At 71.2% G+C, this 15098-nt stretch carries 14 protein-coding genes; 8 read left to right on the plus strand and 6 right to left on the minus strand.

The window, feature by feature from the left end:
* Positions 1–13: 13 nt before the first annotated feature.
* The 3 genes from I4J89_RS41100 (at position 14) to I4J89_RS41110 (ending at position 4350) form a co-directional block, all read left to right on the plus strand.
* Positions 14–1522: a fused MFS/spermidine synthase gene (locus I4J89_RS41100; protein WP_196419634.1), complete on the plus strand. Its 1509-nt coding sequence runs from the start codon at positions 14–16 to the stop codon at positions 1520–1522.
* 105 nt (positions 1523–1627) lie between these two features.
* Positions 1628–3583 carry a serine/threonine-protein kinase gene (locus I4J89_RS41105; protein WP_196419635.1) on the plus strand — a complete coding sequence of 652 codons (1956 nt, stop codon included), beginning with the start codon at positions 1628–1630 and terminating at the stop codon, positions 3581–3583.
* A 41-nt stretch (positions 3584–3624) separates the two neighbouring features.
* Positions 3625–4350, plus strand: a complete 726-nt coding sequence (locus tag I4J89_RS41110) for an SDR family NAD(P)-dependent oxidoreductase (protein WP_196419636.1) — start codon at positions 3625–3627, stop codon at positions 4348–4350.
* Between the two features lie 13 nt (positions 4351–4363).
* On the opposite strand, the gene I4J89_RS41115 is transcribed toward I4J89_RS41110, so the two are convergent.
* A complete protein-coding gene (locus I4J89_RS41115; protein WP_196419637.1) occupies positions 4364–4765 on the minus strand; it encodes a hypothetical protein in 402 nt (133 codons plus the stop codon).
* A gap of 475 nt (positions 4766–5240) precedes the next feature.
* Between I4J89_RS41115 and I4J89_RS41120 the strand changes: the two genes are divergently transcribed.
* On the plus strand, positions 5241–7388 hold the full coding sequence (locus I4J89_RS41120; protein WP_196419674.1) for a RecQ family ATP-dependent DNA helicase: 2148 nt from the start codon (positions 5241–5243) through the stop codon (positions 7386–7388).
* 332 nt (positions 7389–7720) lie between these two features.
* Here the strand turns inward: I4J89_RS41120 and I4J89_RS41125 are convergent, their stop codons facing one another.
* The gene (locus I4J89_RS41125) at positions 7721–8176 is read right to left on the minus strand and encodes a GNAT family N-acetyltransferase (RefSeq protein WP_196419638.1); all 456 of its coding nucleotides are present in this window, start codon (positions 8174–8176) and stop codon (positions 7721–7723) included.
* 174 nt (positions 8177–8350) lie between these two features.
* On the opposite strand from I4J89_RS41125, the gene I4J89_RS41130 reads away from it, so the two are divergent.
* Positions 8351–8563: a heavy-metal-associated domain-containing protein gene (locus I4J89_RS41130; RefSeq protein ID WP_196419639.1), complete on the plus strand. Its 213-nt coding sequence runs from the start codon at positions 8351–8353 to the stop codon at positions 8561–8563.
* The gene (locus I4J89_RS41135) at positions 8556–9725 is read left to right on the plus strand and encodes a DUF8832 domain-containing protein (RefSeq protein WP_230860460.1); all 1170 of its coding nucleotides are present in this window, start codon (positions 8556–8558) and stop codon (positions 9723–9725) included. Before I4J89_RS41130 ends, I4J89_RS41135 begins: the two co-directional genes overlap by 8 nt.
* Here I4J89_RS41135 and I4J89_RS41140 read toward each other — a convergent pair.
* The gene (locus I4J89_RS41140; RefSeq protein ID WP_196419640.1) at positions 9718–10854 is read right to left on the minus strand and encodes a class I SAM-dependent methyltransferase; all 1137 of its coding nucleotides are present in this window, start codon (positions 10852–10854) and stop codon (positions 9718–9720) included. The genes I4J89_RS41135 and I4J89_RS41140 overlap by 8 nt on opposite strands.
* 79 nt (positions 10855–10933) lie before the next feature.
* Between I4J89_RS41140 and I4J89_RS41145 the strand changes: the two genes are divergently transcribed.
* Both I4J89_RS41145 and I4J89_RS41150 read left to right on the plus strand, forming a co-directional pair.
* The gene (locus I4J89_RS41145; protein WP_230860461.1) at positions 10934–11569 is read left to right on the plus strand and encodes a biliverdin-producing heme oxygenase; all 636 of its coding nucleotides are present in this window, start codon (positions 10934–10936) and stop codon (positions 11567–11569) included.
* The gene (locus I4J89_RS41150; RefSeq protein WP_309238697.1) at positions 11566–11865 is read left to right on the plus strand and encodes a DUF2470 domain-containing protein; all 300 of its coding nucleotides are present in this window, start codon (positions 11566–11568) and stop codon (positions 11863–11865) included. Before I4J89_RS41145 ends, I4J89_RS41150 begins: the two co-directional genes overlap by 4 nt.
* 25 nt (positions 11866–11890) lie before the next feature.
* Here the strand turns inward: I4J89_RS41150 and I4J89_RS41155 are convergent, their stop codons facing one another.
* The 3 genes from I4J89_RS41155 to I4J89_RS41165 form a co-directional block, all read right to left on the minus strand.
* Entirely contained in the window at positions 11891–13780 is a 1890-nt protein-coding gene (locus tag I4J89_RS41155) for a DEAD/DEAH box helicase (protein WP_196419641.1), read from the minus strand.
* Positions 13781–14026: 246 nt separating this feature from the next.
* On the minus strand, positions 14027–14251 hold the full coding sequence (locus tag I4J89_RS41160; protein WP_196419642.1) for a DUF3107 domain-containing protein: 225 nt from the start codon (positions 14249–14251) through the stop codon (positions 14027–14029).
* Between the two features lie 37 nt (positions 14252–14288).
* Positions 14289–14948 carry a TetR/AcrR family transcriptional regulator gene (locus I4J89_RS41165; protein ID WP_196419678.1) on the minus strand — a complete coding sequence of 220 codons (660 nt, stop codon included), beginning with the start codon at positions 14946–14948 and terminating at the stop codon, positions 14289–14291.
* Between the last annotated feature and the right edge of the window lie 150 nt (positions 14949–15098).

Raw genomic sequence — 15098 nt, forward strand, 5'->3', positions numbered from 1 at the left:
TAGCATCCCGGCGATGGAAACACCGCCGCGTGCCCTCCCCTCGGCCCTCGCGACCGCCCTGGCGTTCGGAGCCAGCGGGGCTGTCCTGGTTCTGGAGATCGTGGCGTTGCGCCTGGTCGGTCCGTACGTCGGGGTGACTCTTCAGGTGAGCAGCTCGGTGATCGGCGTGTCCCTGGCGGCGATCGCGTACGGCGCGTGGATCGGCGGGCGCCTCGCCGACCGGTACGACCCGCGCGGGCTGCTCGCCCCGGCCCTGATCCTCGGCGCCATCGGGACGGCCGTCACGCTCCCGCTCGTGCGGTGGGGCGGGGAACTGCTGCGTGGTGGGGCCGCCCCGGCCGTACTGCTGCTCGCCGCGCTGGCCGTCTTCCTCCCGGCGCTCGTGCTCTCCACCGTCGCGCCGATGGTGGTCAAGCTCCAGCTCGGCGACCTGCGCAAGGCCGGCACCGTGGTGGGCCGGCTGTCCAGCATCGGCACCCTCGGCGCGATCACCGCGACCCTGGTGACCGGGTTCGTCTTCGTCGCGGCGATGCCGAGCAGCGTGATCATCCTGAGTCTGGCGGTGCTGCTGGCGATCAGCGGGCTGCTACTCGGGTGGTGGCTGCGCCGCGACGGTAACCGGCCTGATGTTCCCGGGTCGCCCAAGACCCGGGCGGTCCTGGCCGCGGTGGGACTGGTCGGTGCCGGGCTGGGCGCGACGGCACCGACTCCCTGTGACGTGGAGACGGCGTACCACTGCGCCCAGGTCGTCGCGGACACCGACCGGCCCGCCGGGCGCACGCTGATGCTCAACTCGGCGCGGCATTCGTACGTCGACCTGGACGACCCGCTGTACCTGGAATTCGAGTACGTGCAGTGGATCGCCGCGGTGGCCGACGTGCTCCGCCCCGCCGCCGCGCCGATCGACGCGCTGCACCTGGGTGGCGGCGGCTTCACCGTGCCGAACTATCTACGGGCCACCCGGCCGGGCAGCAACCAGTTCGTCCTCGAACTCGACGGCGGCCTGGTCGACCTCGACCGGGACAAACTGGGCCTGACCACCGGTGCCGACCTGCGGGTCGAGGTGGGTGACGCACGGGTCGGCCTGGCCGACCGGCCGGACGCGAGCTACGACCTGGTGGTGGGCGACGCGTTCGGGCATCTGGTGGTGCCCTGGCATCTGGCCACCCGGGAGATGGCCGCAGACGTGGCCCGGGTGCTACGGCCGACCGGCGTGTACGCCCAGAACGTGATCGACTACCCGCCCAACCGGTTCATCCGCGCCGAGGTGGCGACGGTGGCCGCGGCGTTCCCGCACGTCGCCCTGATCGCCCCACCGGACGCGATAGCCGGCGAGACCGGTGCGAACTTCGTCATCGTCGCCTCGCACTCACCGTTGCCGCTGGACGCCGTCCGTTCCGCGCTCACCCGTGTCAGGACTCCGGTCACCCTGCTGGCCGGCCCCGAACTGACCGATTTCGTGGGCGATTCCCGGGTCCTGACCGACGACTACGCCCCGGTCGACCAGCTCCTCGCCGGCTGACCCTCGTTCCGCCGCCGCCTCGGCAAGTCGTCGTGGCTCGAGGGTTTAGCCGCGGGTTTTCGAGTGCGGCACCGGACGGCGATCCGCTCGGGCGAGAATCGGCGCATGGGGCGTACGGAGCGAAACGGTCACGACGGATCGCTCCGTATCGCTGGGCGGTACCGCCTGGTCGAGAAACTCGGCACCGGTGGCATGTCGGTCGTCTGGCGCGGCTACGACGAGATCCTGGGCCGCGACGTCGCGGTCAAGGTGCTCTCGCCACGGCTGGCCGAGGACCGTACCTTCCGGGATCGGCTGCGGCAGGAGGCGCTCGCCGCCGCACGGCTCTGCCACCCGCACATCACCGGCATCTTCGACTTCGGCGAGGCGCCGATCTCGGATCGCCTCACCGTCCCGTACGTGGTGATGGAACTCAACGACGGCGAGTCGGTAGCAGCCCGAATCGGCCGGCAGGGTTCGCTGGACTGGCGGGAGGCCGTCATGGTCACCGCCGAGGTCGCCTCCGCGCTCGCCACCGCGCACGCCCGCGGGGTGGTGCACCGCGACGTCACACCGGCGAACGTGATGCTCACCGGGGCCGGCGCCAAGGTCGTCGACTTCGGCATCTCCGCCGCGGTCGGACAGCGGGACGCCGCCCCGGACGGCAGCCTGCTAGGCACCCCCGCATACCTCGCCCCGGAACGCCTGGGCGGCGCCTCCGTGTCTCCCGCCACCGACGTGTACGCCCTCGGCCTACTGCTGTACCGCGCTCTCACCGGCCGGCTGCCCTGGCCGGCCGGCAACACCGCCGAGGCCCTGCGCGCCCACCTGTACGCCGACCCGGAACCGATCCCGGACCTGCCCGGTATGCCGTCCGGCGTCGCCGACCTGTGCCTGCGCTGCCTGGCCAAGGCTCCGCGGGATCGTCCCGGAGCCGCCGAGATCGCGCGGGTTCTCTCCGCGACCGTCGGGCTGCGGGCGATCATCCCGCCGCTGCGGGAGGGCGAACGGCCGGCCGTACCGTCCATCCGAGCGGTCGCCCAGGTCCCGGGCCCCGGGCGCGACGACACGCGCCCCATCCGATCCGGCCGCCGCGAGGCCTCTACCGGGTCCGGCCGCCGCGAGGCCGCCATCAGACCTGGCCGGCGCGAAGCTGTCGCCCGATCAGGCCGGCGCGAAGCCCCCGTGCGAGACGATGCCCACCGGTCGGCGCTGCATGGCCTCGTCCGCACGCGTCTCTTCCGCAGGCACCTCAGCACGCTCCCTCCGTCCGGCACCCGCGCGGCGAACCTCAAGTTGCGCGCCGGCTTGAGGATCGGTTCCGCTCTGCGGCTGGGCGCCGTCCGTTCGCTCGGCGGTGGCCTCTTCATCGGCCGCCGCAACCGCGATGCGCGGCAGGCCCGCACCGGTCGGGACCGGATGCCGGCGATCGCCGCCTTCGCCACCGTGATCCTGCTCGCCGCGACCGCGCTCAGCTGGTCGGCCCGGCGTGAGGCGGAAGAGGCGGACCGGACGCAGACCACCGCGGCCGGCGCGGACGGCCCGGCTGTCGGAGCAGCGGCCGCCGGCGGTACGCGTCGCCCTCGTTGCGCCGTCCGATACGAAGTGCGGCACGACTCCGGCTCGGACTTCGAGGCGAAGCTGACCGTGCTGGCCACCGCGGAGCAGGGCTCGGGTTGGCGTGTCGAGTTCAGCTATCCCGGATCGCAACGTCTCGGCTCACTGTCGAAGGCGGTCGCACAGCACGGTCGCCGGGTCGTGGTGACCGGCAAGGGTCGCTCCCGCATGATCACCCTGCACGGCGAGTACCGCGACCGGAACCCGCTGCCGCTCTCCTTCATGCTGAACGACCAAACTTGCCGCGCCGAGGTCCTGGGCAGCACGAACCCTGAATCGGTCAAGAACAACTCGGTCAGCGCCACCGTCGAGGAGACCCCGTCCCGGGACAGCGGATCGCACAAGCGCAAGCGACCCGGTCCGCGCCGAAGCGGCACCCCCCGAAAGCCGGCGATCGAGGCACCCACCGGCCGGGCTCCCGCTCCCGCCCTCAAGGACGGCCCCGGCTTTTCCCTGGCCCTCTGACCGGAAGATCCCCACGGGCCGGCGCCGATAGGGTCGACACCATGACGAGACTCGCAGTGGTCACCGGCGGCGGAACCGGGATCGGGAAGGCAACGGCCGGCATGCTCGCCGGCGAAGGCTTCGACGTGATCATCGTCGGCCGCCGCGCGGACGTACTCGCCGACGCCGTGAAGTGGATCGGCCCGCAGGCCACCGCGGTGACCGCTGACGTCGCCGACCCGGCCCAGATCGCCTCGGTGGTCGAGGCGGTCGGCGGGCGCCCACTCGATGTGCTGGTCAACAACGCGGGCGCCTTCATCCCCGGTGACGAGGACACTCTCGACGGGGTGGCCGCCCGCTGGCGCGCCAACCTCGACTCCAACGTGCTCACCGCGGTGTTGATGACCACCGCGCTGCTGCCGCAGCTGCGCCGTCCGGGCGGGAAGATCATCCTGACCAGCTCGATCGCCGCCCAGCGAGGCGGTGGCGGCCCCTACTCCGCGGCCAAGGCGGCCCTGCACGGGTACGCCCTCGACCTGGCCACCAAGCTCGGCGGCGAGGGGATCACCGCCAATGTGATCGCGCCCGGATACGTGACGGACAGCGAGTTCTTCCTGGGCCGGATGACCCCGGAGGGGCATCAGGCCCGGATCGACGCCACGCTCGTCAAGCGCGCGGGCGTCCCGGACGACATCGCGGAAGCGGTCCGCTGGCTGGTCGGCCCCGGCGGCGGCTTCGTCACCGGGCAGATCATCAACGTCAACGGCGGTTCCGTCCTGGGCCGATGATCGTCTTTTCTCCTCACTCGGACGTGCCACCGGTGAACCGTCCCTCTCCCGGCCGGTTGGGCCGGAATCGCAGCCCGGACCAGCGCTCGTCGATCGCGACCTGCCCGCACGGCCGCATGTCGAAGTCGGCGACGATCGGCCACAGCGTGTCCCGGTTGATGTCGGCCTTATTGCCTTTCGGGTAGGCGATCCAGAAAGCGCCGGGCTTGTCCAGGTCAGCCTGATGCTCGGTCAGCTGCTCCCGCACGGCCGCCGCGTCCTCGACGAAGATCACCGCGGTCCCGGCCGTGGCCAGCGTGCCGGTCTCCCGGACTCCCTCCGGCATCGGAGTGAGCAGTGGCAGGCGAGCCGGCTCGTTGAGCCAGATGGTCGAGTTGGGCTTGATGAGCAGCTTCTCGGCGATCGTTTTGGTCATGTCTTAGAGCCTTACACCCTGGTGGCCATCGTTTGTCGCATTCATTGAAGCCGCCGGACCGGGAACGATGGGCCCGGCGGCCCCCACCAGCCCGGCAAGGGCGGCGGGGTGGATCACGCAGGCAGAGCCGGCCGGCCAACGGCCGGCCTGTCATGGTGGTGGGCGAGGTCGCGGCTGCCCTGGCCGTGCCTTACGCCGCGAAAGGCCTCGCCGCATCGGGCAACGCACCACCCGACTCGGCACGTGCCACCGGCCCGCCGGGAACACCATCACGAGCCCGCTCATCCCGCCCACCACCTCTCGACGATCCCGATCGGTCTGCGAACGTCGATGCCCGCTCGCCCCAGCAGCATTGCGGGTTCGCGAGCGGAGCGTGCGAATTCGTGCTCCGGCCTGTGGACAACTCCGGACTGTGGATAACTCGGGCCGGGCCGCCGCGGGCTGATAGACATGCCGGGTGACTGATTCGACGCGGATGACGGCGGGCGTGGCCGAGCGAGCAGCCGTGCGGGAGCGCGCCGAGGAGGTGCTCCGCAAACTGGCCGGCGAGCAGGCGGTGCTGCGCGAGGACCAGTGGCGCGCCATCGAGGCGCTCACCGTGGACCGGCGGCGCGTGCTCTGTGTGCAGCGCACCGGGTGGGGCAAGTCCGCGGTCTACTTCGTCGCCACGGCGCTGCTGCGCAACGGCGCCACCGCCGAGCCGGGCGATCCGCCGGCCGGCCCGACGGTCATCGTGTCTCCGCTGCTCGCGCTGATGCGTAACCAGGTGGACGCGGCCGCTCGGGCCGGCATCCGGGCCCGCACCATCAACTCGGCCAATCTCGACGAGTGGTCCCTGATCGAGCACGAGATCCGTGCCGGTGACGTGGACGTGCTGCTGATCAGCCCTGAGCGGCTCAACAACCCCGACTTCCGTGACAACGTGCTTCCCGGCCTGGCGTCGAGCACCGGGCTGCTCGTGGTGGACGAGGCGCATTGCGTCTCCGACTGGGGGCACGACTTCCGCCCCGACTACCGGCGCCTTCGGACCTTTCTGAGCGGCTTGCCGGGGCGCACGCCAGTGCTCGCCACCACCGCCACCGCCAACGCCCGGGTCACCGCGGACGTCGCCGAGCAGCTCGGCGACGCCCTGGTGCTGCGTGGCCCGCTCGACCGGGATTCGCTGCGGCTCGCCGTGTTGAGCCTGTCCGACCCGGCACAGCGGCTGGCGTGGCTGGCCGACCACCTCGACCGGCTTCCCGGCTCCGGAATCATCTACACGCTTACCGTCGCCGCGGCGACCGAGACCGCGGACTTCCTGCGAACCCGAGGGTTCGCCGTGGCGTCGTACACGGGACAGGTCGAGGACGCGGACCGCCGAGCCGCCGAGCAGGACCTGCTGGACAACAAGATCAAGGCTCTGGTGGCGACGTCCGCCCTCGGCATGGGCTTCGACAAGCCCGATCTGGGGTTCGTGGTCCACCTCGGCGCGCCGAATTCACCGATCGCGTATTACCAGCAGGTCGGCCGGGCCGGCCGGGCGGTCGAGCACGCCGAGGTGGTGCTTCTGCCCGGCCCGGAAGACGCCGCGATCTGGCGGTATTTCGCTTCGCTCGCGTTCCCGCCGGAGGACCAGGTGCGTGCCGTGCTGACCCAGCTCTCACCGGATCGGCCACTCTCCACGCAGGCCTTGGAGCCACTGGTCGACCTGCGGCGCAACCGGCTCGAGCTGATGCTCAAGGTCCTGGACGTGGACGGCGCGGTCCGCCGCACTCGCGGCGGCTGGCTCGCCACCGGCGAGCCGTGGACCTATGACACCGTCCGGCTCCGGCGTGTGGCCGAGGCGCGCGAGACCGAGCAGAAAACCATGATTGAGTACGCGAGGACGACCGGCTGCCGCATGGAGTTCCTCCGTCGATGCCTGGACGACCCCGGCGCTGCCCCGTGCGGTCGATGTGACAACTGCGCCGGTCCGCTCTTCGACGCCGAGGTCTCGTCCGCCGCGCTGGCCGCCGCCGGCGCGTTCCTGGGGCGTCCCGGTGTGGAGATCGCGCCGAAGAAGATGTGGCCCACCGGCCTGGCCGCGATCGGCATCTCACTCAAAGGCAAGATCGGTCCAGCCGAGCAGATCGAGCCGGGCCGGGCGGTCGGCCGCCTGTCCGATCTCGGCTGGGGCAGCCGGTTGCGAGGTGTGGTCTCGCCGGAGTCTCCGGACGCCCCGATCCCCGCCGAGTTGGCCGGTGCCGTGGTCGAGGTGCTCAAGGCATGGGCTCACGGTGACGACGCGTGGCGGCAGCGCCCAGTCGCCGTCGTAGCGGTGGGTTCCCGTCGTCATCCACAACTTATCCACAGTCTGGCCGAGCACATCTCGGTGATCGGCCGGCTCCCGCTGCTCGGTGCGCTGTCATCCGATCGGATGAGCGAAACCGGTCAGCGTGGCAACAGCGCTCAGCGGGTACGCACGCTCCACGACGCCTTCACCGTCCCACCCGAGGTCGCCGGCCAACTGGCCGCCCTGTCCGGACCGGTCTTGCTGGTCGACGACCTGGTGGACTCCGGCTGGACCATGTCCCTCGCCGGCCGCGCACTCCGCCGCGCCGGCGCGGCGGCCGTCCTCCCGCTGGCCCTGGCGGTAGCGGGCTGACCACCCACTAACACCGACCCAGCGGTCGTGCCGCGAGGCCCCGCGGGCTGGTCGGCCAGGTGATTCGCGATCGTGGCGACGCTGCCCGGGCTGGTTGGCCTTGCACCTGACGGGTGCCGGCTCGGCGATCGCGCTGCGAGGCTGCCCGGGCTGGTCGGCCTGGCGAATCGCGGGCGTCGGCTCAGCGATCGTGCCGCGAGGCTCCCCGGGCCTACTCGGGCTTACTCGGGCCTCGCGAGTGCCGGCTCAGCGATCGTCGCGACGCTGCCTGGGCTGGTCGGCCTCGCGGCTCGTGGGCGCCGGCTAAGCCCGGCGAGCTGCGGCGATCAGTCTCAGGCCCGGCCGAGGATGGCGTTGCGGGTGGGCCGGCGGTCGATCTCCATGAAGCGGTGCGCCCCCTCCAGCTCGGCGAAGCCGGACCGGCGGTAGACCTCCTGCGCGTCCTTGGTGGCCAGGAGAAACCGCTGGAGCCCCTGCGCCGACAGGCTGTCCACGATGCTGTCGACCAGCCACGTGCCGAGCCCGCGACCGCGGTGCCGCGAGTCGACGAACACGTCACAGATCCAGGCGAAGGTCGCGCCGTCGGTGACCACCCGGGCGAAGGCGACCTGTTCACCCCCGGTCAGGACGGAGAAGGGGATGGAGCCGTCGATCGACCGGGCGACGAGATCGCGGGGGCGGCCGGCCGCCCAGTACGACTCCTCCGACAGCCAGCGGTGCACTCGGTCGAGGTCAACCCGTCCCGGATCGTCGGTCAGGGTGTACTCACCGCGTTCGAGCTCTGTCACCGTGTTCTCCTCAAGGTGTTCGTCAACGCAGGGACGGGTGTACCAACTGGCCGGTCTCGAGCCAACGCAGTTTCCAAACGCCGGTCCGGGGCGGTATACCGGCTGGGGGTATGCTGACGTCCGAGCCGGACGAATGGCGGATCGAGCGAGGCGAGTTGCCGAAGGGGTTGAACCATGGCCGTGACCAGCACTTACACCGTTAAGGGCATGACCTGCTCGCACTGCGTCCAGGCCGTGACCCAGGAGCTCTCGGCGTTGCCGGGGGTCGCGGACGTGCAGGTCGACCTGCCTTCCGGCGGGGTGACGGTGACCAGCGAGACACCGCTGACCGAGGACGCCGTGCGCACGGCGGTCGACGAGGCCGGCTACGAGCTCGCGGATGCCTGACCAGCTGCCCACCGAGGACACGAAGCCCACCGGCTCGCGCGCGGGGGACGCGGAGCCAGCAGGCACCCCCGCTGAGGAGACCGAGCCCGCCGGCACCCGCACGGGGGAGACGGAGCTAGCAGGCACCCCCGCTGGGCGCGCCGCGGCCAAAGGGGCGCGGCGTGGCGGCTGGGCCCTGACGGAAGAGGCGGAGCCAGCACGAGCCGCCACCGCAGGCGAGGCGACGCCGTCCGGCAGAACCCCGCAGGACCACGCCGCCTTCCGCCTTGCCGCGATCGGTGCGCTGCTCATCGTGGTGCTCTTCGCCGGCTACGGCCTCGGCCGCCTGAACAACGGCCCGGTGGCCGCCCCCGCAGCGCCGGCCACCACGACCCCGGCCGCCTCCGCCGCCGTGGACGAGAACCAGCCACACGTCCACGGCACCACCACAGCTCCGGTTCCCGGCGGGGCGGCGGGCGCGGCTGTAGGCGGCCTCTCGCTCAGCTCCAGCGGGCTGACGCTCACCCCACTGGCCACGACATTTCCGGCGAAGACCAACCAGAAGCTCGAGTTCACGATCAACGGCGCGGGCGGTGCTCCGATCACCACGTACGCGATCGTCCACGACAAGCCCCTGCACCTGATCGTGATCCGCCGTGATCTCACCGGCTTCCAGCACCTGCACCCGGTGATGGCACCGGACGGCACCTGGAGCGTCGACCTGACCCTCCCCGAGCCTGGCAGCTATCGGATGATCGCCGATTTCACCGCGCTGGTCGGTGGCACCCAGGTCGCCACCACGCTGGGCGGCGACCTGACGGTCGCCGGGAACTATGCGCCGGTCACCCTGCCCGATCCGGCCCTGGCCGCAACCACGGCGGCGTACGACGTGACGTACGAGGGAACGCCCGTCACCGAGTCCACCCAGCCCCTCCTGATGACCGTCACCGACGCCGCCGGCAAGCCGGTCGCGGTCGAGCCGTACCTGGGCGCGTACGGGCATCTGGTCGTGTTGCGTCAGGGCGACACCGGCTACGTCCACGTGCACCCGGAGACGCGGCTCGCCGACGGCAAGGTCAAGTTCTGGCTGGCCGCACCGAGCCCCGGCACCTACCGGATGTTCTTCGACTTCCAGGCCGCCGGGAAGGTCTCCACAGCGGCCTGGACCGTCGTGGTCAGCTGAGCATCTTCGCCAGCGCGGGTGTCACACCCCACTGCCCGGCCAGCGAGTCGTACTCGGCGTGCTGGTCCGGAGTCGGCTCGGCACCGGTGCGCCGGGCCCGCAGCAGCAGGTTGCGTGGCGTGTGCGCGGAGTCGATGAACTCGACCACGTCCACCCGGTAGCCGTGCAACCGCAGCAGCGCCGCCCGCAGCGAGTCGGTCAGCACGTCGGCGAACCGCTCGCGCAGGATGGCGTGCCGGGTCACCTCCGCGTACGGCGAAGGAGCCGCATTGCCCTTGAGCTGCGCGGCGATGTCGTGATGGCAGCACGGGGCGGCGAGCACCCACCGGGCCTGCCACCGGACCGCCCGGGCCAGCGCCTGGTCGGTCGCCGTGTCACAGGCGTGCAGCGCGAGCACCAGGTCCGGTGTGAACGTCAGCTCGGCGTCCTCGATGGTCCCGGCCACGAACGTCACGTCGTCCGAGCAGCCGAGTCGATCGGCGACCGCGCTGTTGCGTACCCGCTGATCCTCTCGCACATCGACCCCCACAACCTGGACCTGCGTGCCGCGCCCGGCCAGGTATCGGTAGGCGGCGAAGGTGAGGTACGCGTTGCCGCACCCCAGGTCGACGACGCGCAGCGGCGTCGGCAGCTGCTCCGGCAGCGTCGCCGCCAGTGCCCGGAGGAACGCGTCGATCTGCCGGCGTTTCGCCGCGTTGCCACCGATCACCTCGAACAGCGGGTCGCCCGGGTCGAGCAGCCACTGCTTCGCGCGATCGTGTTCCTGAGCGGACGGCGGCGAGACGGCGCCGCCCCGGTGCACCTGCGCGTCACCCTTCTTGGTGATCCGCACCTGCACGGTGGCCGACTCGGTCTCCACGTGCCAGTTTCCGAACGGCTCGGCGAGCAGCGCGTCCACCGCGGCCGCGGCCTCGTCGCCGGGTGTGACGTTGCGGGTGTACGGCCGCGCCCCGTCATCGGTGACGATCTGCAGTTTCCGCCCGTGCTTGAGGGTGACCGGCCGCACCTGTGCGCGGGTCACCGAGGGGACGTGGCCGCGGCGCCGTCCGGCCGCGACGGCCCGGGTGAGGCCCGGCGCGAGCAGGAGTTCGCGCACCTCGGCGAGTGCTTGATCGAGCGGTTCTGGCATGGCATCCATTCTGCCGGGCGGTTAAGTTGATCGGCGGGGCGCGGAGAGGAGGTGCTGCTCGTTGAGCCGTGCGATGTTCATGAGGGCCGAAACGCTCTCGTCCCGGCTGCGCGAGCACACCCGGGACGAGCATGCCGCCGCCCGGCGAAGCTCGTTCATCGAGGGCTTGGCGTCCGGCCGGCTGCCCTTCGCGGCCTATGCCGAGCTTGCCGCTCAGCACTGGTTCATCTACGAGTCTCTCGAGCTGGCCGCGTCCGCGATGTCCACCGATCCGGTGGCCCGCCACTTCGTCTTCCCGGAGTTGTTCCGGATCCCGGCGCTCGAGGCCGACCTGCGGTACCTGTACGGGGCCCGCTGGCAGAGCCGGGTCACCGCACTGCCGTCCACCAGCACGTACTGCACCCGGATCCGGTATGCGGCGGTCGACCAGGACACCGGGTATGTGGCACATCACTGCACCCGATATCTCGGCGACCTCGCCGGCGGGCAGTGGCTGGGCCGGGCGATCGTGGCGGCGTACGGGCTGCGCCGCCAGGGCTACCGGTTCTTCGTCTTCGAGGGCGTCGACCCGCCGCTGTTCCGAGCCCGCTACCGGGACCGGCTCAACGCCGTACGCTGGACCCGGCCCGAGCAGGACGCCTTCCTGGCCGAGGTGTCCGCGGCGTTCCGGCTGAACATCGACATGCTGGCCGAGCTGGGGGAGCACTGGACGTGACGGATCCCTTCCCGCCCGAAGTGGTCGCGCAGATCGCACGGCACATGAACGAGGACCATGCCGACGACAACGTGTTGATCGTCCGCGCGTTCGGCGGTGTCCCGGCCGCGACCACGGCCCGGATGTCAGGCATGGACGCGGAGGCGCTGGAATTCGCCGTGGCCGTCGACGGGATCGAGACGCCGGTCCGGGTCCCGTTCCGCGAGCGTCTCACCGACCGGGGCCAGGTCCGGGCCGAGGTGGTCCGGCTGTATCAGGAGTCGTGCGCCGCCCTGGGCATCCCGCCGCGCCATTGACGCGGCGGGACATCAGGGGTGCCGGTCAGGCGTCGGCTGTGGTGCCCACGCCGGCCTCGGAGCCACCGCTCAGGTCGGCGGCAGCGCTCTCCTCGGCGGTGCCACGCGGGCTGCTGCGACGGCGCCGGCGACGCGGCTGAGCATCCCCCTCCGGAGCAGCCTCGGCGGAAGCCGAAGCAGCCTCGGCTGAAGCCGAAGCCGAAGCCGAAGCCGAAGCCGAAGCCGAAGCCGAAGCCGAAACCGGAGCCGAGGCCGAAACCGGAGCCGGTGCCGAAGCCGGTGCAGCCTCGGCGGCAGGTGCGTCACCGTCGGAGAAGAGCGGCTCGACCGTAGCCGCCCGGCGCCGGCGAGTCCGGGCACGCGGCGCACCCGTTCCCTCCCCGGAGTCGTCCGGAGCAGCCGTAGGAACATCCGATGCGGGGACATCCGATGCCGGGGCGTCCGGCGTACCAGAAGAAGTCTCGGAATCGCTCAGCCGGCGGCGGCGCCGCTGGCGCTTGGCCCGCTCGCCGTCGCTCTCACCCTCGGACGTGGGCGCGGGGGAGGACGGACCGGAACCACCGCGTGAGCGGCCCCGCGGATTGCGACCACGGCTCGGCCGGCGCCCACCACCCAGGTCCTCCTCGACCTCGGCCGCGAGGCCCGCACGGCTGCGCTCAGCGGTCGGCAGGGTGCCCGAGATCTCGGTCGGGATGTCCAGGTCGGTGTAGAGGGCCGGGCTGGTGTGGTACGTCTCCGGCGGCTCCGGCATGCTCAGCCCGAGCGACTTGTCGATCAGGACCCAGCGCGGCATGTCCTCCCAGTCGACGAACGTGACCGCGACACCTGTGGCACCCGCCCGGCCGGTCCGGCCGATCCGGTGCGTGTACGTCTCCGGGTCCTCCGGGCAGTCGTAGTTGATCACGTGGGTGACGCCGGAGACGTCCAGTCCGCGGGCCGCGACGTCGGTGGCGACCAGCACGTCGATCTTGCCGCCACGGAACGCGCGGAGTGCACGCTCCCGGGCGCCCTGGCCCAGGTCACCGTGCACGGCGGCGACCGCGAAGCCGCGGAAGTCGAGGTCCTCGGCGACCCGGTCGGCGGCCCGCTTGGTCCGCGTGAAGATCATCGTGAGGCTGCGTTCGCGGGCCTGCAGGATCCGCGCCACCATCTCCAGCTTGTTCAGCGGGTGGGTGCGGTAGACGACCTGCTTGGTCAGCGGTGAGGCGACGCTCTCCGCGGTGTGCCCGGCATGGATGGTGACCGGGTTGCGCAGGAACCGCCGGGACAGGGCGACGATCGGGTCCGGCATGGTGGCCGAGAACAGCATCGTCTGCCGCTGCTCCGGCAGCATCGCCAGGATCTTCTCGACGTCCTCCAGGAAGCCCAGGTCGAGCATCCGGTCGGCCTCGTCGAGGACCAGCGCCTTGATCGAGCCGAGTTTCAGCTGCTTCTGCTTGGCCAGGTCGAGCAGCCGGCCGGGAGTGCCGACCAGGATCTCGACGCCCTTCTTGAGGGTGTCGACCTGCGGCTCGTACGCCACACCGCCGTAGATCGGCAGAACCCGGACACCCCGGGTGCTGCCCGCGGCGGCGAGGTCGCGTGCCACCTGGAGCCCGAGCTCACGGGTAGGTACGACGATCAGGGCCTGCGGCTGGCCGTCGGCGCCCTCGGACGGGGCGGTGATCCGCTCCAGCAGAGGCAGGCCGAAGCCCAGGGTCTTACCGGTGCCGGTCGGCGCCTGGCCGATCAGGTCGGTGCCCCGCAGGGCGATCGGCAGCGCGTACTCCTGGATGGCGAACGCGTGCGTGATGCCGGCCTTGGCCAGGGCCTCGACCGTCTCGGCGCGGACGCCCAGATCGGCGAAGGTGGGGCTGTCCGGGCGGACCGGCGCGCGAGTGGTTACGGGTACTAGAGCTTGCTCATTGTCGGTCATGAAGTTTTACGGGTGCCCTCTCGTGGTGCGCCCGTCGTGTCACTGGGGCGCGGTCTCGTATAGGCGCGGGCCACACGCCAAAGACAGGCGGGCCGCACGCGCAGTCGCCGGGCGGAAGAGCCCAGCCGGTCGGCTGGGCAAATCGACGCCGGCGGCGACCAGACGAGTCTACCCGACGAACGTCGGGTGCACTGGAGAGCGAATTTACGGGAGGGAACCCTGTGACCAGGGCACCCTCCCGGTACCTCAGCGAGTGGTGAAGCCGAACGGGCGGTGCGACGCCTCGGCGATCTCCACGTAAGCCACCTTGGCGATCGGAATGATCACCTTGCGGCCCTTCTCGTCCGTGAGCGACAGGACGCTGTCCTTGGCCATCGCCTCGGTCACCGCCTGCTCGACCTCCGCCGGGGTCTGCGCGCTCTCCAGCACCAGCTCACGCGGCGAATGTTGCACGCCGATCTTGACCTCCACGGAGCCCTCCTCTGTAAACCGTCTACCGCTGAAAAGGCTATCCGATTTCCGGCGGCGTTCCGGCCGTTGAACCTCCCTGCAGCGGGAAGCTGGCGATCCCACGCCAGATCAGCGCAGCTACGAGAGCTTCGGCTTCAGCTTTGGGCGTACGCCGCCCGTTCGCCAGCCAGAACTGTGCTGCTTGACCGGCCGCCCCGGCGAGGCCGGAGGCGAGCAGTTCGGCCTGGTCCGGCCGCAGCCCGGTGTCCGAGATGATGGTGTCGGTCACGGCGGCGATGCAGCCCTGCTCGACGCGCTCCACCCGCTGGCGCACCTGTGGGTCGTTGCGCAGGTCCGACTCGAAGACGAGCCGGAAGGCCTCGCTCTCGTGATCCATGAAGTCGAAGTACGCGCGAACCGCGCCCTTCACACGCTCCTTGTTGTCGGGAGTCGCCAGCATGGCCCCGCGCACCTTGGCGATTATCGCGTCGCAATGCGTGTCGAGCAGGGCCAGGTAGAGCTCCAGCTTGCCGGGAAAGTGCTGGTAGAGAACGGGCTTAGAGACGCCCGCCCGCTCCGCGATGTCATCCATCGCGGCGGCGTGATAGCCGTGCGCGACGAAGATCTGCTGCGCGGCGGCCAGCAACTGCTTGCGGCGCGCCGAACGTGGCAGGCGGGTCGGTCGTGCGGTCTGTGCCCCGCCGGACGCAGCGGTCATTTCTTGAACCTCCAGGGGGTCGGTCCCCGCAGTTTGGCGTCGCGGATTGCCCGGATCGGCGCATGTCGCGGTCGTGCCGGCAATTGTCGCGCCGCTGCAACTTATCGCCACTGCAACCACACGGTAGCCTCAGCGGGGGCGAGCGAGGAG

Source organism: Actinoplanes aureus, assembly GCF_015704865.1.
GTDB lineage: Bacteria > Actinomycetota > Actinomycetes > Mycobacteriales > Micromonosporaceae > Actinoplanes > Actinoplanes aureus.

Excerpts from the sequence above, each read along its gene's own strand:
- I4J89_RS41100 (WP_196419634.1), top strand. The coding sequence starts at position 14 with ATGGAAACACCGCCGCGTGCCCTCCCCTCGGCCCTCGCGACCGCCCTG.
- I4J89_RS41105 (WP_196419635.1), top strand. The coding sequence starts at position 1,628 with ATGGGGCGTACGGAGCGAAACGGTCACGACGGATCGCTCCGTATCGCT.
- I4J89_RS41110 (WP_196419636.1), top strand. The coding sequence starts at position 3,625 with ATGACGAGACTCGCAGTGGTCACCGGCGGCGGAACCGGGATCGGGAAG.
- I4J89_RS41115 (WP_196419637.1), bottom strand. The coding sequence starts at position 4,765 with ATGACCAAAACGATCGCCGAGAAGCTGCTCATCAAGCCCAACTCGACC.
- I4J89_RS41120 (WP_196419674.1), top strand. The coding sequence starts at position 5,241 with ATGACGGCGGGCGTGGCCGAGCGAGCAGCCGTGCGGGAGCGCGCCGAG.
- I4J89_RS41130 (WP_196419639.1), top strand. The coding sequence starts at position 8,351 with ATGGCCGTGACCAGCACTTACACCGTTAAGGGCATGACCTGCTCGCAC.
- I4J89_RS41135 (WP_230860460.1), top strand. The coding sequence starts at position 8,556 with ATGCCTGACCAGCTGCCCACCGAGGACACGAAGCCCACCGGCTCGCGC.
- I4J89_RS41140 (WP_196419640.1), bottom strand. The coding sequence starts at position 10,854 with ATGCCAGAACCGCTCGATCAAGCACTCGCCGAGGTGCGCGAACTCCTG.
- I4J89_RS41145 (WP_230860461.1), top strand. The coding sequence starts at position 10,934 with ATGAGGGCCGAAACGCTCTCGTCCCGGCTGCGCGAGCACACCCGGGAC.
- I4J89_RS41155 (WP_196419641.1), bottom strand. The coding sequence starts at position 13,780 with ATGACCGACAATGAGCAAGCTCTAGTACCCGTAACCACTCGCGCGCCG.
- I4J89_RS41165 (WP_196419678.1), bottom strand. The coding sequence starts at position 14,948 with ATGACCGCTGCGTCCGGCGGGGCACAGACCGCACGACCGACCCGCCTG.